This is a genomic window from Thermocrispum agreste DSM 44070, assembly GCF_000427905.1.
Classification (GTDB): domain Bacteria; phylum Actinomycetota; class Actinomycetes; order Mycobacteriales; family Pseudonocardiaceae; genus Thermocrispum; species Thermocrispum agreste.
Map to the genome: position 1 here is coordinate 331721 of NZ_ATYX01000006.1, position 19209 is coordinate 350929.

The 19209-nt window shown below is 70.8% G+C and carries 15 protein-coding genes; 13 read left to right on the forward strand and 2 right to left on the reverse strand.

Features of this window, described 5'->3' with window-relative positions; translation table 11 throughout:
• The first annotated feature begins 62 nt into the window (after positions 1-62).
• From pyk to YWY_RS0103790, 3 genes are all read left to right on the forward strand, one after another.
• On the forward strand, positions 63-1490 hold the full coding sequence (pyk, locus tag YWY_RS0103780) for a pyruvate kinase (protein WP_028846526.1): 1428 nt from the start codon (positions 63-65) through the stop codon (positions 1488-1490).
• A 72-nt stretch (positions 1491-1562) separates the two neighbouring features.
• Entirely contained in the window at positions 1563-2438 is an 876-nt protein-coding gene (gene tesB / locus YWY_RS0103785) for an acyl-CoA thioesterase II (RefSeq protein WP_028846527.1), read from the forward strand.
• Between the two features lie 460 nt (positions 2439-2898).
• Positions 2899-5919: a helix-turn-helix transcriptional regulator gene (locus YWY_RS0103790; protein WP_028846528.1), complete on the forward strand. Its 3021-nt coding sequence runs from the start codon at positions 2899-2901 to the stop codon at positions 5917-5919.
• Between the two features lie 364 nt (positions 5920-6283).
• On the opposite strand, the gene YWY_RS0103795 is transcribed toward YWY_RS0103790, so the two are convergent.
• Both YWY_RS0103795 and YWY_RS20140 read right to left on the reverse strand, forming a co-directional pair.
• Entirely contained in the window at positions 6284-7924 is a 1641-nt protein-coding gene (locus YWY_RS0103795) for a succinic semialdehyde dehydrogenase (RefSeq protein WP_028846529.1), read from the reverse strand.
• A gap of 136 nt (positions 7925-8060) precedes the next feature.
• Positions 8061-8729, reverse strand: coding sequence for a TetR/AcrR family transcriptional regulator (locus tag YWY_RS20140; protein ID WP_245566534.1), 669 nt, complete (start codon positions 8727-8729; stop codon positions 8061-8063).
• 130 nt (positions 8730-8859) lie between these two features.
• Here YWY_RS20140 and YWY_RS0103805 point away from each other — a divergent pair, with 130 nt between their 5' ends.
• From YWY_RS0103805 to YWY_RS0103855, 10 genes are all read left to right on the forward strand, one after another.
• Positions 8860-10008 carry an acyl-CoA dehydrogenase family protein gene (locus tag YWY_RS0103805; RefSeq protein ID WP_028846530.1) on the forward strand — a complete coding sequence of 383 codons (1149 nt, stop codon included), beginning with the start codon at positions 8860-8862 and terminating at the stop codon, positions 10006-10008.
• 48 nt (positions 10009-10056) lie between these two features.
• Positions 10057-11196 (forward strand): CaiB/BaiF CoA transferase family protein, encoded by a 1140-nt coding sequence (locus YWY_RS0103810; protein WP_028846531.1) that lies wholly within the window; start codon positions 10057-10059, stop codon positions 11194-11196.
• 153 nt (positions 11197-11349) lie between these two features.
• Positions 11350-11517 carry a hypothetical protein gene (locus tag YWY_RS24285; RefSeq protein WP_169725210.1) on the forward strand — a complete coding sequence of 56 codons (168 nt, stop codon included), beginning with the start codon at positions 11350-11352 and terminating at the stop codon, positions 11515-11517.
• A 426-nt stretch (positions 11518-11943) separates the two neighbouring features.
• Positions 11944-12456 carry a hypothetical protein gene (locus tag YWY_RS0103820; protein WP_028846532.1) on the forward strand — a complete coding sequence of 171 codons (513 nt, stop codon included), beginning with the start codon at positions 11944-11946 and terminating at the stop codon, positions 12454-12456.
• A 119-nt stretch (positions 12457-12575) separates the two neighbouring features.
• Positions 12576-13466, forward strand: a complete 891-nt coding sequence (locus tag YWY_RS0103825; RefSeq protein ID WP_028846533.1) for a lytic transglycosylase domain-containing protein — start codon at positions 12576-12578, stop codon at positions 13464-13466.
• A 167-nt stretch (positions 13467-13633) separates the two neighbouring features.
• Positions 13634-14014 carry a hypothetical protein gene (locus tag YWY_RS0103835; RefSeq protein WP_038044459.1) on the forward strand — a complete coding sequence of 127 codons (381 nt, stop codon included), beginning with the start codon at positions 13634-13636 and terminating at the stop codon, positions 14012-14014.
• Between the two features lie 11 nt (positions 14015-14025).
• Positions 14026-14400: a DUF3817 domain-containing protein gene (locus YWY_RS0103840; protein ID WP_028846535.1), complete on the forward strand. Its 375-nt coding sequence runs from the start codon at positions 14026-14028 to the stop codon at positions 14398-14400.
• Between the two features lie 658 nt (positions 14401-15058).
• A complete protein-coding gene (locus tag YWY_RS20145) occupies positions 15059-18379 on the forward strand; it encodes a sensor histidine kinase (RefSeq protein ID WP_245566535.1) in 3321 nt (1106 codons plus the stop codon).
• Entirely contained in the window at positions 18376-18813 is a 438-nt protein-coding gene (locus tag YWY_RS0103850) for a roadblock/LC7 domain-containing protein (RefSeq protein ID WP_028846536.1), read from the forward strand. The genes YWY_RS20145 and YWY_RS0103850 overlap by 4 nt, the downstream gene beginning before the upstream one ends.
• 24 nt (positions 18814-18837) lie before the next feature.
• Entirely contained in the window at positions 18838-19194 is a 357-nt protein-coding gene (locus tag YWY_RS0103855; protein WP_028846537.1) for a DUF742 domain-containing protein, read from the forward strand.
• Positions 19195-19209 lie beyond the last annotated feature (15 nt).

The window sequence follows — 19209 nt, forward strand, 5'->3', positions numbered from 1 at the left end:
TCCAGGCAGGGTTCATCGGTATCGGTTCAGTGCAGGGCCCGGGCAGGCTAGGCTGACTCCCTGTGAGTCGACGCGCGAAGATCGTGTGCACCATGGGACCGGCCACCGCGAGCCCGGAGAAGGTGCGTGACCTGCTCGCCGCGGGCATGAACGTGGCGAGGCTGAACTTCAGTCACGGAACGCACAGCGACCACAAGCAGACTTACGACATGATCCGGGCGGCCGCGGACGAGATCGGCCGTCCCGTGGGCATCCTGGCCGACCTGCAGGGGCCGAAGATCCGTCTCGGCACGTTCGCCGCAGGGCCGGTGCAGTGGCGTAAGCACGACGTGGTCCGCATCACCGTCGAGGACGTTCCCGGCACCCACGACAGGGTGTCCACCACCTACAAGGGGCTCGCCGACGACGCCAAGCCGGGCGACCGGCTGCTGGTCGACGACGGCAAGGTCTCGCTCGTGGTGCGCGAGGTCGACGGGCCGGACGTGGTCTGCGAGGTGATCGAAGGCGGCGAGGTCAGCAACAACAAGGGCGTCTCGCTGCCGAACATGGACGTGTCGGTGCCCGCGTTGTCCGAGAAGGACGTCGAGGACCTCGAGTTCGCGATGCGGCTGGGCGTCGACTTCATCGCGCTGTCGTTCGTGCGCTCGCCCGCCGACATCGACCTGGTGCACCAGGTGATGGACCGCACCGGGCTGGACCGCATCCCGGTGATCGCCAAGCTGGAGAAGCCGGAGGCGGTGGCCAACCTCGAGGCGATCGTGCTGGCCTTCGACGGCATCATGGTCGCCCGCGGCGACCTGGGCGTGGAGCTGCCGCTGGAGGAAGTGCCGCTGGTGCAGAAGCGGGCCATCCAGATCGCCAGGGAGAACGCCAAGCCGGTCATCGTGGCGACCCAGATGCTCGACTCGATGATCAACAACTCCCGGCCGACCCGCGCCGAGGCCTCCGACGTCGCCAACGCGGTGCTGGACGGGGCGGACGCGGTGATGTTGTCCGGGGAGACGTCGGTGGGCCGGTACCCGGTCGAGGCGGTGCAGACGATGAGCCGCATCATCACCGCGGTCGAGTCGCAGTCGACGGCCGTGCCGCCGCTGAGCCACGTGCCGCGCACCAAGCGGGGGGTCATTTCCTACGCGGCCCGCGACATCGGTGAGCGGCTCAACGCCAAGGCGCTGGTGGCCTTCACTCAGTCCGGTGACACGGTGCGGCGCCTTGCCAGGCTGCACACCCGGTTGCCGCTGCTGGCGTTCACCCCGGTGGACAGCGTGCGGCGTCAGCTGGCGCTCACCTGGGGCACCACGGCCCATCTGGTGCCCGCGGTGAACTCGACCGACGCCATGGTCCGCCAGGTGGACACCGCGATGCTGCAGATGGACCGCTACCAGCGCGGCGACCTGGTCGTGGTGGTCGCGGGCTCGCCTCCGGGCACGGTCGGGTCGACCAACCTCATCCGGGTGCACCGGCTGGGCGAGGAAGACGATCTCTCCTGACGGGACGACAGTGACCGGGGCGCCGGCGCGCCGCCCGCCGTCGGCGGCCCGTGTCACGGGTTAAGGTTCGGCATGACCGCGCAAGCACCGGACGGGCGATCGGTCCTGGACGAGCTCGTCACCCTGCTCGACCTGGAGCGCATCGACGACAACATCTTCCGCGGGTTCTCCCCGCCGCAGCCGCAGAATCTCCGCGTGTTCGGCGGGCAGGTCGCGGGACAGGCGCTGGTCGCCGCCGGGCGGACCGTGCCCGCGGATCGGTTCGTGCATTCGCTGCACGCGTACTTCATCCGGGCAGGCGACAGCAAGGCCCCGATCATCTACCAGGTGGATCGCATCCGGGACGGCCGCTCGTTCACCACTCGCCGGGTCGTCGCCGTGCAGCACGGCAAAGCGATCTTCGCGCTGTCCGCGTCGTTCCAGATCGTCGAGGACGGCGTGGAGCACACCACGCCGATGCCGGACGTGCCCGACCCGGAATCGCTGCCGACGCTGCCCGAGCGGCTGGCCGACTACTCCGACGAGCTGGGTTGGTTCGCCCGCCGCAGGCCGTTGGACCTGCGCTACGTGCACGACCCGCCGTGGGTGACCCGGTCCAGCGGCGCGCACCCCCACCGCAACCAGGTGTGGATGCGCGCCGACGGCACGCTGCCGGACGATCAGCTGCTGCATGTCTGCGTGCTGACCTACGCCTCGGACATGACGTTGCTGGACTCGGTGCTTGCCAAGCACGGGGTGTACTGGGGGATGGACCGCGTGCTGGGCGCCAGCCTGGACCACGCGCTGTGGTTCCACCGGCCGTTCCGTGCCGACGAGTGGTTCCTCTACGACACCGAGTCGCCCACCGCGTCCGGTGCGCGTGGGCTGGCCACCGGCCGGTTCTTCTCCCACGACGGCCGGCTGATCGCCACGGTGGTGCAGGAAGGCCTGGTGCGCGTGCTGCGCTGAGGGCGCCTCTTCGGGCGCGGAAACACCCGGGCAAGGACGGTTGCCCTGCGTCCGGATGCATGGCAGCCGGGACGGGGTCCGCCAGCGGCCACGGGCGGGAGCGAAGTCCGAGGCCGGTCGGGGGCGGCCCCGGACTTCGCCGCCACCTGGGCCACGACGGTGGGGGAGCTGGGGAGGGACGCCGTCGTGACGAAACCGAGCAGCACGCACGGTACCACTCTGTGTCCAGGTGACTGCGGAGAGTGTACACGAATGGTGGGTGCATCCCCGTGCTTCGACACTCTCCGGCGATTCGTGACCACTTCGGCAGGGGCCGTGGTGCGGGGATCGCCGCCGGGAGGGCGGCACAGCCCAGGTGCCGCCTCGAGCGGGCGGTGACGGTGGCGGCAGGAAAAAGGGCCGTGGATTGTCGGTGGCATCGGGGACAATGTGGACGAGACCGGCGGTGACGAGGAGGACGATGCCGCGATTGGGACCAGGCGTGCCGCTCGTCGGCCGCCGTGCAGAGCTTGCGTTGCTGCGTGCTGCGCTCGATCGCGCCGACAGTGGTGCGGCGGGCTGCGTGCTGCTGGCCGGGGACGCCGGAGTCGGCAAGACCCGGTTGATCGGGGAACTGCGGGAGCACGCCGAGCAGCGCGGTGCGCTGGTGCTGTCCGGCGGGTGTATCGACATCGCCGAGGACAGCCTGCCGTACCTGCCGTTCGCAGACGCCCTTCTGCCGTTGGCGAGGTCCGACGATCCGGCGGTGCGCGCGGTGGTGCAGGCGTATCCGGCGCTGCGCCGGTTGCTGCCCCAGCAGGACGACGGCGGCAAGGGTGCGGTCGAGCACGAGATGCGGCGTGGCCTGTTCTCCGCGCAAGACCTCGGCCAGTTGCAACTGTTCGAGGCCGTGCTCGGCGCGCTGGGCGAGCTGTCCAGGGAACGCCCCGTGGTGCTGGTGATCGAGGACTTGCACTGGGCGGACAGCTCGACCAGGGACCTGCTGTCGTTCTTGCTGCCCCGGCTGCGCGAGCAGCGGCTGCTGATCGTGGCCAGCTATCGCGCCGACGACGTGCACCGCAGGCATCCGCTGCGGCGGCTGACCGCCGAGTTCGCCCGGCTGCCCGCGGTGCAGCGCGTCGATCTGGCCCCGTTGGAGGACGCGGACGCCCTGCAGTTCGTGCACCAGCTGGCCGAGCAGCCGCTGACCGACGAGGTGGCGGCGGGCATCGTGGAGCGGGCCGAAGGCAACCCGTTCTTCATGGAGGAGCTGACCGCGTCGTGCCTGGAATGCGAGGGGGTTCCGGCGGCGCTGGCCGATGTGCTCCTGTCCCGTGTCGAGCGGTTGTCGCAGCGGGCCCAGCAGGTGGTGCGAATCCTGTCCGTCGCCGAGCGCGGCGCGCGTCACCAGGCGTTGGCCGAGGTGACCGGTCTGAGCGACGACGAGCTCGACGCGGCCCTGCGGGAAGCGGTGCAGCACAACATCCTCGTGGTCGACGACGACAACCACTACGCATTCCGGCATGCCCTGCTGCGCGAAGCGGTGTACGAGGACCTGCTCCCGGGCGAGCGCATCCGGACGCATGCCGCTTATGCGCAGCGGTTGGTGCAGAAGGTGCAGCAGGGGAATCCGGCGAAGTACCGGCTGCTGGCGTACCACAGCCTGGAAAGCAACGACCTGCCGACGGCGCTGTCCGCGTCCGTGGCGGCCGCCGACGAGGCCGAGGCCCGTGGCGCGCCGGCGTCGGCGTTGCGCAGTGTCGAGCTGGCCCTGCGGCTGTGGGACTCGGTTCCGCCGGACAAGCGGCCGGACGGCGTCGACGAGCTGCGGCTGCTGGACATGGCGGCGGTGTTGGCCGGCCGGTCCGGTGAGGTGGAGCGGGCGATCTCCTACGCGCGGTCGATGGTGCGGGCGCTGGAGTCCGGGCGCATCGAGGTGTCCGACCACCGGCGGCGGGCGCGCATCTACCGGCGCCTGGCGCAGGCGCTGTACAGCAACGACGGCACCGTCTGGGAGGCCCCGGACGTCATCGAGAAGGCGTGGCGGCTGGTGGCCGACGACGAGCCGAGCGAAACCAAGGCATGGGTGCAGGTGACGCGGTCGGCGATCCAGCGCTCGCTGGGCGACAAGGAGCTGGCGTTGGCCAGCGCGCGCAACGCGATCGCCGATGCGAAGGCCGTCGGTGCGGTGGCCGCCGAAGCGGATGCGCTGGTCGCCTTGGCCGTGTTGATCGAAGGCAAAGGCGACACCGCGGGTTCGCGCGAGCGCCTGCGGGAAGCGCTGCGCATCGCCGAGCGGGCCGGGGCGCTCGGGGTGGAGCTGCGCGCACGGTTCTACCTGGCGCTCAGCTACTACGACAAGGGCGAGCTGGACGAGGCGCTGGCCGAGTACACCGCGGGGGCGGCCCGCGCCACCGAAACCGGCCTGACCTGGAGCGATTCCGGGCTCGAACTGCATGCGCACCGCCTGCAGGTGATGTACACGCTCGGCCGGTGGGACGAAGTGGCCGCCGAGGTGGCCCGGTTCTCCGGTCCGCCGTCGATCGGCGCGGCACGAATGCGGGCCACCACGGCGCTGGTCGCGGTGGCCAAGGGCGATTTCGCCGAGGCGGAGCGGCAGGTGGAGGACCTGCGGGCCCAGTGGCAGGTCGACGGCCAGCTGGCGGTGGCGGCCGCGGCCGCCGGCGCCGCGCTGGCCATGTGGAAGGGCGAGCCGGAGAAGGCGCTGGAGCGCGTGCGGGAAGCCTTCGAGTGGATCAGGCAGCTGCCGCTGCTGGTGCTCGCCGGGATCAGGATCGGCGCGCTCGGCCTGGCCGCGGCGGCGGATCGTGCCGAGGCGGCTCGCCTGATCTCCGACGCCGACACGGTCGCAGCGGCGGTCGCCGAGGGCGAGGAGATGTTCAAGCGGGTGGCCGAGGCGGCACAGAACGGGGTCCCGCGCGGCAACACGCTCGGTCCGGAAGCGGTGGCGTGGCTGGCCCGCGCGGAGGCCGAGCGCAGCAGGCTGCTCGGCAGGACGGACCCGAAGCTGTGGGCCAAGGCGGTCGAGGCGTTCGGCTACGGCGCGGTGTATCAGCAGGCCAGCTGCCGCTGGCGGCTGGCGGAGGCGCTGCTGACCGGCGGCGATGCCCGGCAGGCGGAGAAGGAGCTGCGCCAGGCGCACGAGACGGCCCGCACGTTGAAGGCGCGGCCGCTGCTGGAGGCGATCGAGGGACTTGCCCGGCGGGCGCGCGTGTCGCTGGACGGCGAGGCGGTCGCGCAGGCGCCGGCTCGCGTGCCCGAGGATCCGCTGACCGCGCGCGAGCGTGCCGTGCTCGAGCAGGTCGCTCTCGGACGCACCAACAAGCAGATCGGCGAGGCGCTGTTCATCAGCGAGAAGACGGTCAGCGTGCACCTGTCCCGTGCGATGGCCAAGCTGGGCGCCCGTCGCCGGACGGAGGCGGTCAGGCTGGCTTACGAGCGTGGCCTGCTCCAGCGGCCGCGGCACGGCGCGCCCCAGTAGGCCGGGCCCGCCCGGCCGAGGGCCGGGGGGCTGGTTTCGGCCGTGAACGACGTTCGGGGTGCCAGCCGCCTCGGCTGCGACGGTGTGCCGGCGACGTGCGGGGCGTGCCGCGTCTCGGTCGGTCGACGATGCTGGCGGTGACGCGCCGAGCGATCTGGCCCTCTCCGCGGTGGCGGGTGGTGTCGTTGGCGGCGTGCCGGGTGTGCCGCTGCTTCTGCCGTGGTGGTGTCGTTGGCAGCGCGGGTATGTCGGCAGCCGCCTTGGTCGCGGAGCCGTCGTCGGCGCGCGGGCTGGGCGGCCGAACCGGCTCGCGGCGGTCAGCCCGCGGTGCGCACGCCTCCGCACAGACGGCGGCACATGCCGGCTATCGAGGCAGCCGGTGCAGCACCTTGACACCGCGGTTGAGCAACGCTGCCCACCATCGCACAGCCTTGCCACGAACCGGCCGGAGCCTCAACCCGCGCTGGACGGCGATCGTCTGCACCTCGGTGAACCGCCGGATGCCTTCCGCGCCGTTGCGTCGGCCGACGCCGGAGTCGCCGAACCCGCCCATCGGCGCGTCGATCGAACCGAAGCTGGCGGCGAAGCCCTCGTTGACGTTCACCGTTCCCGCCTGGATGCGCGCGGCGACCTCGCGGCCGAGCCGGGGGTTGCCGGTCCAGACGCTGGCATTGAGGCCGTACTCGGTGTCGTTCGCGCGCGCGATCGCATCGTCCAGGTCGGAATACGAGTAGACCGAGACGACCGGCCCGAACGTCTCCTCGGCGAACACCTTCATGCCGGGGGTGACGTTGGCCAGGATGGTCGGCTCGTAGAACAACGGGCCGATGTCCGGCCGCGGCCTGCCACCGGTCAGCACCTCGGCGCCTTTCCTGCGCGCGTCCTCGACGTGGTCGCTGGTGGTGGCCAGCTGGGCGGCCGAGGTCAGCGAGCCGACGTCGGCGGCGTAGTCCAACGACGCGCCCAGCCGCAGTGCCGCGGTCTTGGCCACGAAGGCTCGGACGAAGTCGTCGTGGATCGACTCGTGGACGTAGATCCGCTCCACCCCGACGCAGATCTGGCCCGCGTTGGCGAAGCACGCGGTCACCGCACCGGCAGCCGCGGCGTCGACCTTCGCGTCCGGCAGCACGATCATCGGGTTCTTGCCGCCGAGCTCCATGGAGAACCCGCGCAGCCGCCGGGCCACCTGGCCGGCCAGCTGCTTGCCGGTCGCGGTGGAGCCGGTGAACGCGAAGTAGTCCGATTCGTCGATCAGCGCCTGGCCGATGACCGAACCCCGGCCGAGCACCACCTGCCACAGCCCGTCCGGGAGGCCTGCTTGTTCGGCGAGCTCGTGCAGCCACAGCGCCGACAGTGCGGTCTGATTGTCCGGCTTGTGCACGACCGCGTTACCCGCCGCCAGCGCGGGCAGGACGTCCATGGCGGTCAGCACCAGCGGGTAGTTCCACGGCGTGATGATCCCGACGACCCCGCGAGGATGGCGCCGTTCGGTCGTCCTGGTCAGCAGCGGGAACACCCCGGCCCGGCGTTTCGCGCCCAGGTGCTTGGCCGCGGTGCGCCCATAGTACGAAGCGGCCAGCGCGGACCCGGCCACCTCGTCGTAGGCATCCACCCGGCTCTTGCCCGACTCGACCTGGATGAGGTCGAGTGCTTCGTCCTGCCGATCCAGGATCAACCGCATCAGCCGGGCCAGGAACCGTTGCCGTTCCGCGACCGGCGTGGCCGCCCAGTCCCGTTGTGCCTTCCGCGCCACGTCGAACGCGACCCTGGCCTCGGCGTCCGTGGCCTGCGGCAACGAGACGATCGGCTGGCCGGTGAACGGCGCTGTCATGGTCACCGGCGGGGAATCGGGGTGGTTGCCGCCGGTGGCTCTGGCCGCCAGCGTGCGCGCCCGGGCGATCGACGGGGCACCCGGCACGCCGCCGATCGGCCGTGCCGGATCCTGCTCCACCCCTGCGGGGCTCGGCGCCGCACCGTCGGCGACGCCCTTCGCCGTACTCGTCATCGGGCCCTCCGGTTACTGGGCAGTAGCTCTCGCCTCGACACTACTCACGCACGACACCGTGGCCAACCGTCCGGCCGGTGAGCAGGAGATTTCCCGCACCGGCGACGGGTGAGCCGTATGCGCGGCGGGGTCAGCATCACGGCCGAGCCGGGTCACCGTCGCGGTCTGCCCCGGGGGAGTCCGCCAGCGCTGCCCGCACCATCTGCTTCCATTGGCCGACCAGACGTTCGCGGCGGGCCGGATCCCCGCCGAGCGACTCGTCCACTGCCAGACCGCGGATCAGGTTGACCGTCATCCAGTACAGGTTGTCCACCAACGGCGAGTCGTCACGGCCGATCAGCTCGCGGAACGTCTCCAGGGTGGCCCGGCCGAGGGCCCGGTCGACCGGCAGCATGGCCTCCGCCAGTTCCTTGTCGGTGCGGGAGGCGACCCACAGCTCGATGAACGCCGCGGCCAGCCGGCCGGAGAACCCGCGGCGGATGACCTCGACGGCCGCGTCCACCGGATCGTCGCGGCGCAGCGCGTCGGTGGAGACGACCAGTTCGGTGGCGATGCGGTGGGTCAGGTGTTCCACCGCGGAGGCCATCAGTTCGGCCTTGGTGCTGAAGTGGTGCTGTTGTGCGCCCTTGGACACGCCCGCCCGTGCGCAGATCTCCTGCACCGAGGTACGGGAATAGCCGAGCTCGACCAGGCACTCCACGGTGGCGTCCAGCAGCGCGGTGCGGGTCTGCTCGCTGCGTTCCGCCTGGGTGCGATGGCCGCGCGGCACGCTGCGTCCGGCGGTGTGGTGGTTGAGTGTCCTCACCCGTGCCTCCTTGCTTCGGCTCGGCGCCACCCGCTACATTCCGAACAGAACTTACATTCTGATTGGAATGTTTTCCAGCTCGCCGGGCGGACCGGCGGGGCTGACGGGGGCCGAGTCCGAAGGAGCACCGATGCCGTTGCAGCTGCCGCCCAGCAAGTGGAGTGCCGACCTGCAGGACTTCCGCGAGCTCGCTCGCGACTTCTGCCAGCGCGAGCTCGTCCCGCACCAGCAACGATGGGCCGAGCAGAAGCATGTCGACCGCGACTTGTGGACCAAGGCGGGCGAGGTCGGCCTGCTGTGCGTGTCCGTTCCCGAGGAGTACGGCGGGGGCGGGGGAACCTTCGCGCACGAAGCAGTGCTGTACGAGGAGCAGGCGCGCGCCGGCGACAGCGCGTGGGGAGTCAGCGTGCACAGCGGGATCGTGGCGCACTACCTGCTCGCCTACGCCTCGGAGTCGAAGAAGAAGGAGTGGCTGCCGAAGCTGGCCAGCGGGGAGTGGGTCGGTGCGATCGCGATGACCGAGCCCGGCACCGGGTCCGACCTGCAGAACATCAAGACCAGGGCGGTGCGGGACGGCGACGAGTACGTCATCAACGGCGCCAAGACGTTCATCACCAACGGCTACCACGCCGACCTGGTGGTGGTCGCGGTCAAGACCGACCCGTCCGCCGGGGCCAGGGGCGTGTCGCTGATCGTGGTGGAAACCGACCGGCCGGGATTCCGGCGCAACCGGGTGCTGGACAAGATCGGCCTCAAGGGACAGGACACCGCCGAGCTGTTCTTCGACGACGTGCGGGTTCCTGCAGAGAACCTGCTCGGCGAGGCCGAGGGCCAGGGCTTCATCCAGCTCATGCAGCAGCTGCCGCAGGAGCGGCTGATCATCGCGGTGACCGCGGTGGCCGCCATGGAGGCCGCGGTGAACATGACGCTGGAGTACACCAAGGAGCGCGAGGCGTTCGGCAGGCCGATCTTCGCGTTCCAGAACACCAAGTTCACGCTGGCCGAGTGCGCCACGGAGGCCGCTGTGGCCAGGGCGTTCCTGGACCAGTGCATCGAGCGGCACCTGGCGGGTGAGCTGGACGTGCAGTCCGCCGCCATGGTGAAGTACTGGACCACCGACCGGGTGAACCGGGTGCTCGACGAGTGCCTGCAGCTGTTCGGCGGCTACGGCTACATGACCGAGTACCCGATCTCGCGCGCGTGGGCCGACATGCGCGTGTCCCGGATCTTCGGCGGCACCAACGAGATCATGAAGGACATCATCTCCCGCGCCTTGTGAGCACGGGCGGCGTGCGACGACACGGAACCGACGAGGAGGGCAGTGACGATGGCCGGACCCCTGGCCGGGGTGCGCGTGGTGGAGCTGGCCGGGCTGGCTCCGGGGCCGTTCGCTTGTACGGTGTTGGCGGATCTGGGGGCCGACGTCATCCGGGTCGACCGGGCGACGCCGGGCGCGGATGTGCTCAGCTTCGACAACGACCCGCTGCGCCGCAGCCGCCGCTCCATCGGGATCAACACCAAGACCCCGGAGGGGGTGGAGGTGGTGCTGTCCCTGGTCGAACGGTCCGACGTGCTCGTGGAGGGCTTCCGCCCCGGGGTGACCGAGCGCATGGGCCTCGGCCCCGCCGACTGCCTCGCCCGCAACCCACGGCTGATCTACGGCCGGATCACCGGGTGGGGGCAGGACGGGCCGCTGGCCCAGCGGGCCGGTCACGACATCAACTACCTCGGGCTGGCCGGGGCGCTGGAACCGATCGGCCGGGCGGGTGAGCGGCCGGTGCCGCCGCTGAACCTGGTCGCCGACTTCGGCGGCGGGGGCATGCTGCTTGCCGTGGGCATCCTCGCGGCGCTGGTCGAGCGGGAGAAGTCGGGCAAGGGTCAGGTGGTCGACGCGGCGATGGTGGACGGCTCGGCGTTGCTGGCCACCAGCCTCTTCGGCCTGCGTGCCACGGGCGTGTTGTCGGACAAGCGCGGCGAGAACCTGCTCGACGGCGGCGCGCCGTTCTACGACACTTACGAGACGGCGGACGGCAAGTACGTGGCCGTCGGGGCGCTCGAGGAACGCTTCTGGCAAGACCTGCTCCGCGTCCTGAAGCTCACCGACCGTGAGCTGCCGCCGCGGTTCGACAAGCGTAATTGGCCCGAACTGCGCAAGATCCTGGCCGAGGAGATCGGCAAGTACACCAGGGACGAGCTGTCCGCCATGGCCGAAGAGACGGACGCTTGCCTGACTCCGGTGCTGACGCCCGAGGAGGCGCCGACCCACCCGCACAACGCCGCGCGGCGCACGTTCGTCCCGGTGGGGGAGACGATCCTCCCTGCGCCCGCCCCGCGATTCGACCGGACGCCGACGGCGGACCCGTCCCCGCCGCACGAGGCCGGTGCGGACACCGAGGACGTGCTGGCAGAGCTGGGCATGAGCCAGGCCGACATCGAGCGTCTGCGGGCCGCGGGAGCGATCGCGTAATCTTCGTTCAGGCCCCGCGCGGGGCCACCCACACGGTGACGCGCGCGTCATGGGGTCGTCAGGGGTGCCTGATTACCGTAAGCTCATAGCCGGATACGGACGGCGGTCACAGGCAGGGCGGATGCCTGCCGCAAGACACGATCGGATGGAGCTATGTCGCCCAAGGCCAAAAAGGTCCTCATCGTCGGCGTGGTTGCGCTCGTGTTGTTCTTCCTGATCTCGCAGCCCCACCAGTCCGCCGATGCCGTCAAGGAATTCTTGGGATGGCTCCAGGACGGTGCGGAGGCCATCATCACGTTCTTCAAAGAACTTTTCAACTGACGCGGTGAGCCGGCGGTAACCACTCATTTGTGCCAAGCCGTGGACCGGGGCGAGGTCACGTCCCGGTCGTTGTCATGCGCGTTTTGTGACCGAGTTCGGCCCGGGTGGCTCGTCGCCCTGGGCAATTTCGGAGGGCCAAAGGGCCTGCTCACGGGCATCTGCACGTGCATGCGCATGTGCGTTGTCCCACATTCCGGGCACCCATTGCGCCGTCCGGGTGGAATGTCACCGCATCGGCCCAGGTCACGATGATCATTCCGATTTGTCTCTGGCGGAATTCGGTGGTCTGCCCCTACCGTGCTCACAGTACGTAGCCGGTTGGCTCTGTACGGTCAGTGGACACATTCCACGCGGCGAGCACCGGAAAAGGGACCAGTGAGGGTGCGAGCTCGCACGACGAGCCGCCATATCCATGAGGAGAGGGATATGACCCACGATCCTGGCGTCGAGGCATTGATCAGACAGTGGTCACAGGAGCGCGACGAGTCCGAGGAAGACGCCGAGATAGCGCGCATCAAGTCCGAGTGGCTCGCCGAGGCCTCCAGCCACGAGCCAGGAATCCCAGGCCAGCGCACCAGCACTGGCACGGCGGAGTGGGCGATCGTCGAGTCCGCCGACTACGACTACATGCAGGCGATGCGCAAGCGCCTGCCCGGGGTGCCGGACGAACTGTTGGCCGCGGCCGCACGCTGGTGGCAGATGGTCGGCGGCCTGGCGGAGGCCGAGGAGTGGTGGGACGCGGGGATCAGCCCGCTGGACCAGCGTGCCCTGGAGTATCGGGCGGCCGGCCTGACCCCCGCCGACCTGAGCGTGCACCTCGGGCCGTACACGGTGCTCGAGCACCTGCGCAGGGGGAGCGCGGCCGCGTGGTGCGTCGCCAGGCTCTCCCGCGTGCGGAAGGACTCCACGTCCTGCGCGCGCAAGGACGTCGCGTCGTAGCGACGCGTAATTTTCGTCGATCTGACCGGATCTTCATCCGCTGCCTGGTATACCGGCAGTAACGCCGACACGTTCTCACGCGTTGTACCTGTGCAGCCGAGGGATTCCGGAGACGATCTTTGGTACGTGAGTCGCCAGATGACGCCACGCCCAGTGACCGCGATGGCGGCAAGTGCCACGTCCGCGGGATAGCGCTGCGGTCGGGGGTCGCGCTGGCCGTGCTGGCGGCACTCGGCGGCGGGGTCTGGGGGCTGACGCGGGTGTCCGAGCCCGAGCCCGGCCCGACCACCATGGAGATCCCGGCGCTGTCGGTGCAAGCCGCCGACGTCGAGCCCGGCACGGTCGCCCCGGTGAGCATCTCGGTCAAGGACAAGCCGCGTCCGGGCGCCAAGAGCGCGACGAGCGCGAAGAGCGCCGACAAGGCCAGGACGAACGACGGCGGCGCCGGCGGTTTGCGGGCATGGGCCGAACGCACCGGCAAGATCATCGGTGTTCCGCCGCGGGCACTGCTGGCCTACGGGCGGGCCGAGATCGCCATCCGCGAAGCGCAACCGGGATGCCGGTTGTCGTGGGCGACGCTGGCGGGCATCGGCCGTGTCGAGTCCAACCACGGGCAGTTCGGCGGCGCGGTGCTGACCGAGGCCGGGTGGCCGTCCAAGCTCATCATCGGCGTGCCGCTGAACGGTTCGGGCGGGGTGCGCGCGATCAAGGACACCGACGGCGGCCGGTACGACGGCGACACCGAGGTCGACCGGGCGGTCGGCCCGATGCAGTTCATCCCCAGCACGTGGCAGCGCTGGGCGTCGGACGGCAACGGTGACGGTCGCGCCGACCCGCAGCAGATCGACGACGCGGCGCTGGCCGCCGCCAGGTACCTGTGCGCGGGCGGGCGGGACATGGCCAGCGCGAAGGGCTGGTGGGAAGGCCTGTGGTCGTACAACCGGTCCGTCGAGTACGCCCAGAAGGTCTTCGCCATCGCCGACGGCTACGCCCGCGCTGTGAAGCAGTGAGCGACCGGGTGCGCAGGCTGCGGTCTGCGCACCCGGTCCGGTGGTCGTCCGGTGTGATCGAGCCGCGGAACCCGCAGGTGGAGGACCGCGGTGCGGTGCGGCTGCGGTAGCGTCGAGGTGTGGAATCCAAGCTGGCGCGACGGCTGGCCGCGGTCGCTGTGTCCGTGATGAGCCTGGCGGTGTGCCTTGCCCTGGCTTGGTGGCAGTGGCAGCGGTACGAGTCGGTCTCCGGCACCTGGCAGAACCTCGGGTACGTGCTGCAGTGGCCGCTGTTCGGGCTGTTCCCGGCGTTCGCCTTCTGGCGGATGCGGAGGCTGCGGCAGCAGGCCGAGCTCGCCGAGCAGGCCGAGGCGGTGGAGGAGCGCGCGCAGGTGCGGACGCAACCGGCCCCACCGGCGTCGCCTGCGGACCGGGAGGAGGAGCCGGCGGCACGTCGCGAGCGTCCCGCCGAGGTGACCCAGCCTGCATCCGGCGAAGCCGACGACGAGCTCGCGGCGTACAACCGGTACCTTGCTGAACTACACGCACGCGATCAGCAGGCACGCTAGGAGGGCCCGGCATGACGTCGTCTCGGACGCCTGGTAGCGCCACATCCACGGACGCCGCCGCGCAGGAGCCGGTCGAGCCGAGAGTCCTCAGCGCACTGAAGCGTTTCCGGGTGGCCGCCGTGGTCACGGGGTTCGGCCTGCTCGTCCTGGTGACCGTGATGCTCGTCCGGTACGTCTGGGACAACCCGACGCCGTCGCAGATCTGGTCGCCCATTCACGGCGCGCTCTACATGATCTACCTGGTCCTTGCGGTCGATCTGGGCATCAAAGCCCGCTGGTCGGTCACCGGGGTCCTGCTGGTGCTGCTCGCCGGGTGCGTGCCGTTCGTGTCCTTCGTCGCCGAGCGCAAGGTCACGCACCGCACCATGGCCGGTCGCTCGATCTGACGGACATTTCCTCACCGGTCGACCCCTCTTCGGGTGAACTGGTTACGGTGCGCCGCCCTATAGTCGGCTCGCCGTCGGGCTGACTTGAGGGGCGGGCGGGCAGACCACATCATCGGGGAAACATTTCCGGACCGAGTGTGGACACAAGTACTTTGCGTGTCGTCAGATCGGTCCCATCACGGCTCGGTTAGGCCGAATGGGCGAAGATCGTCGTCGGGCTGTCGCGAGTGGCGGTCACCGTGCGGATTCAGGTAACGATCAACAAGCGCTGCGATCACGCCGACACCCGCTCTCGGGCGCAAAATCCCAGGTCAGGTGTCATTTTTCGGAGCACGCGCGGGATCACTCGATAGGTGTAGGCTCTACGCTGATTCGTCACAAAGTTGTTATCGCGTGCCAGAGTTGTCAGGAGGTTCGGCTCGCTGTGGCCGACTGTGGCCGTCTCGGCCGGGTTCCGGGGGCGCAGGCGGTCGCGGGATCCCGGGCCCGGCCGGCGATCGCGGGCACGCGCAGCGCGGCTGGGGACGGGACAGGACGCCGGACCTCGCCGCGCGCCGGCGAGCTCGATGCGGAGTGCCGGGTAGTGCGGCCTGCTGCTGCTCGCCGGCGGTGACGGTGCAGCTGGGGTACGTCGTGGTTGGACAGGGAGTCACATAGCGTGACGGCAGAAGGACGGCGAGAGGTCGCCAGGCAGGTGCCGGTCGAGGAGCTGATCGGGCACGAGCCGCACCGGCAGCGGTCGTGGCGGCGCCGGGTGGGCGCGGTGCTGGCGTGGCGGGACTGGAAGCTGCCGGTGAAGCTGGCGGCCGTGACGCTGGTCCCGATCGTGCTGGCGATCGCACTCGGCGTGTCCGTGCTGACCAGCACCAGCGAGAGCTCGGCCAGCTACCGGCGGATCGACGCGCTGATCCGGCTCAGCGCGGCGTCCGGGAGCCTGCTGGACGCCGTGCAGCGGGAACGCACCGAGACCGCCGCCCAGCTCACCAAGGGCGTGGGCACGTCGCCTTCGTTGCGGGCGGCCCGGCAAGCGGTGGACGCGCGGATCGCGCCGCTGACCGAGGCGATCGAGGACGCCGTGGAGCTCGACCCCGGCCTGCGGAACGCGGGGACGAATGCCGGCCGGATGGTGGGCAGGCTGGACGCGCTGCGTGCCGACGTGGCCCGCGGACGGCTGGACGTGGTCCCCGCGATCGAGGAGTACACCGCGATCGCCAAGGCGTTGCTGACCCTGGACGGTGCGGCCACCGCGCGGGTGAGCGACCCGGAGATCGGTGCCACGCCGCAGGCGCTGCGTGAGCTGCTGGCGGCGAAGGAGGAGATCGCGCTGCAGCACGCGTTCGTGGCTTTCGGTGCCGCGCGCGGATCGCTGGCGCCCGCCGAGCTGTCCGAGGTGCGCACGGCCGAGGTCCGGATCGAGGACCGGCTGAACAACTTCTTCGCCATGGCCACCCCCGACCAGCGCGCGCTGCTGGAGACCAGCGTCAGCGAGTCGAGCGCCGACGAGCGTGCCCGGATGGCCAGGTCGGTGCTCGGTGAGCTGGGCGTCTCGCCCGACGAGGCCATCGGCAAGCTGTCCGAGCGCGAGTGGCAGAACGCCTCCGGCCGGGTGTTCGACCAGGTCGGTCGCGTGGTGGAGGCGATTGCGGCCGACGTGCAGCGGAAGTCCGGTCAGCTCGCCGACGACGCGCGCACCAGTGTGCTGATCATCGCCGGGCTGCTCGGCGTCGCGCTGCTGGTCGCCGCCGCCGCCGTGTTCGCCATCACCCGGCAGCTGCTGCGGTCGCTCAAGCAGCTGCGCAACAGCGCCATGACGGTCGCCGAGGAGCGGCTGCCCGAGGCGGTGGCCGCGATCCAGCAGGGCAAGGGAGCCGACCGGCGGGTCGAGCCGGTGCCCGTGCTGACCAGGGACGAAGTCGGTGAGGTGGCGCGCGCGTTCGACGCGGTGCACAGCCAGGCGCTGAAGCTGGCCGCCGAGCAGGCGGAGATGCACAGCGCGTACTCCGGGGTGTTCGTGAACCTGTCGCGGCGCAGCCAGAGCCTGGTGCAGCGGCAGCTGCAGCTGATCGAGCGGCTGGAGCGCGACGAGGAGGACGCCGACCGGCTGGCGATGTTGTTCCAGCTGGACCACCTGGCCACCCGGATGCGGCGCAACAACGAGAACCTGATGATGCTCTCCGGTGCGGAGATCGGCCGCCGCTCCGGCCGGCCAGTGAGCACGGCCGACGTGCTGCGCGCGGCGGTCAGCGAGATCGAGCAGTACCAGCGGGTGGTGGTGCAGACCCCGCCGACCACCAAGATCGTCGGTCACGCGGCCAGCGACGTGATGCGGCTGCTGGCCGAGCTGCTGGACAACGCCACGGCGTTCTCCCCGCCGGAGACGCAGGTGACGGTGTCCAGCAATCTCGGGCCGAACGGCTCGATGGTGATCGACATCGTCGACAAGGGCATCGGCATGAAGGACGCCGAGCTGGCCGAGGCGAATGCGCGGATGGCCGAGGCGTCGTCGCTGGCCATGGTGACGTCCCGCCGGATGGGCCTGTTCGTGGTGGGCAGGCTGGCGGCCAAGCACGGCATCGGTGTCACGTTGCACGGCGGCAACGACGTGCAGGGGGTGCGCGCCACGGTCGTCGTTCCCGACGAGCTGGTGCTCGGCACCGACGGCGGACCGCTGACCTCCGAGCTGCCGGTGATCACCGACGAGGGTCCGGTGACAACGGCTGCCGGATCGCGGAACGATTCGCCGGACGGCGCCACGGTGGCCAACGGCGTGCCGGTCGCTGCGGCTGCCACCAACGGGCACCGAGCCGGATCGTCCGAACTTCCCGCCGGCAAGGCGCTGTTCAAACCGGGCACGTCGCCGTTGTCCGACTGGTGGAACGCCACCACGGCGGCTGAGGAGACGAAGGCGCCGGAGGGCGCCAAGGAGGAGGCAGGCGAGGACGCGGCGCATCAGGACGGCGCGGCGAGGACCGAGACCACCCCGATCTACGACGAGATGCTGTCGGCCTGGTTTCGGTCCGGCTCGAGCCCGGCGGCGGAGCAGGCGGACGCCGGAGAGCGCAGCGAGAAGGACCCGGCCGAGCGGGCATGGGAGTTCGCCGCCGACGAGAACCTGCAGGCGGTCAAGGCGGCGGCCAGCAAATCCGAGCCGTCCGCGCTCACCAAGGCGGGGCTGCCCAAGCGGCAGCGCGGCGAGCATTTGCTGCCGGGCAGCGCCACCCCGGCACAGGAGCCGGTGACGCCGAGCCGCTCGGCGCTCGGCGCGGCGGACCGCAAGCTCGACGCCGCGAAGGTGCGCAGCAGGCTCAGCGGCTTCCAGCGCGGCGTGCAACGCGGGCGGTATCAGGCTCGTCGTGCGGCCGAGCAGCAGGCGATGACGCCGCCGGCGGAGAACCCGGCCGAGACGCAGAACGGTGCGAGCTCACCGGCGGGCGGCGCCGCTCCGGCGGGCACCGGCACCGGCGCGGACAAGCCGGCGAAGCACGCCGGTGCGCGGCAGGCCGCGGCAACCGGAGCGGGGGAGAGGCCCGAGGGCGCGCCGTCGCGGAGCGAATGGGAGTTCCCCACGGACGGCGCGTGGCGGGACGCGGCGGCGGTGGCCACGCCGAAGCCGTCCTCGTCGTTCACGCAGGCGGGGTTGCCGCGCAGGCGGCGTGGGGAGCAGCTGCTGCCCGGCTCGGCGAGCGCGCTGAGCAAGCCGGTGGCGAAGACGCCGCAGCCGGAACGTGACCCGGCGACGGTGCGGGGCAGGCTGAACAGTTTCCAGCGCGGCGTGCGCCGGGGCAGGGCCGGAACCGCGGCGGCGGGATCGGCGCCCGCGCCGGCGGGGCCCGCTTCCGCACCGGCGGGATCGGCACCCGCGGCGGCGGACCAGGGCCTGGTGGCACGCAGCGAACGCAACGGCGGTGAGCCGGTGAGTGCGGCGGCAGCGCAGCCGGCGCGCCAGACGAAGCACGACAAGAACATGGAGGATGAATGACCGCCTCTGGTCCCCAGCAGAACCAGTTCGGTTGGCTGGTGAACGACTTCGCCGAGCGAGTCCCCGGTGTGGCGCACGCGGTCGTGGTGTCGGCCGACGGGCTGCTGCTCACCGCGTCGGCCCGGCTGCCCCTGGACCGCGCCGATCAGCTGGCCGCGGTCGCCAGCGGCCTGGTCAGCCTGACCCAGGGTGCTGCGCACTGCTTCGAGGCCGGTGCGGTCACCGAGACCGTCGTGGAGATGGAGCTCGGCGTGATGATCCTGATGTCGATCAGCGACGGGTCGTGCCTGGCCGTGCTCGCCTCGCCGAACTGCGACATCGGGCAGGTCGCCTACGAGATGACGTTGCTGGTCGACCGGGTCGGCCAGATTCTGACGCCGGAGCTGCGCGCGCAGCTGCAAGGTTCCGGGGGTTCTTTGCTCGCCCCGGCGTGACGGACCCACGGTGAGGAGTGCGTTGTGAGATCGGACGACGGCACGGCCCTGGTGCGGCCGTACATACGCACCAAAGGCAGGACGAAGGCGCGCTATCAGCTGGAACTGGAGACGCTGGTCTCCGCCAAGGAAGGAGCGCTGACCGACGACAAGCCGGTGGAGCTGGAGCAGCGCACCCTCGTCGAGGCACTGCCCCAGCCTCGCTCGGTGGCCGAGCTGGCGGCTACCCTGCGCATGCCGCTCGGCGTGGCGCGGGTGCTGGTCAGCGACGCCGCGGACGCCGGTCTGGTCAACGTGCACAAGACGCTGTCCGGTGAGGACGGCGCCGAGGCTCACTTGTTGTTGATGGAAAGGGTGCTGAGTGGACTCCGTCGGCTTTAAGACTGAAGCGGAGGC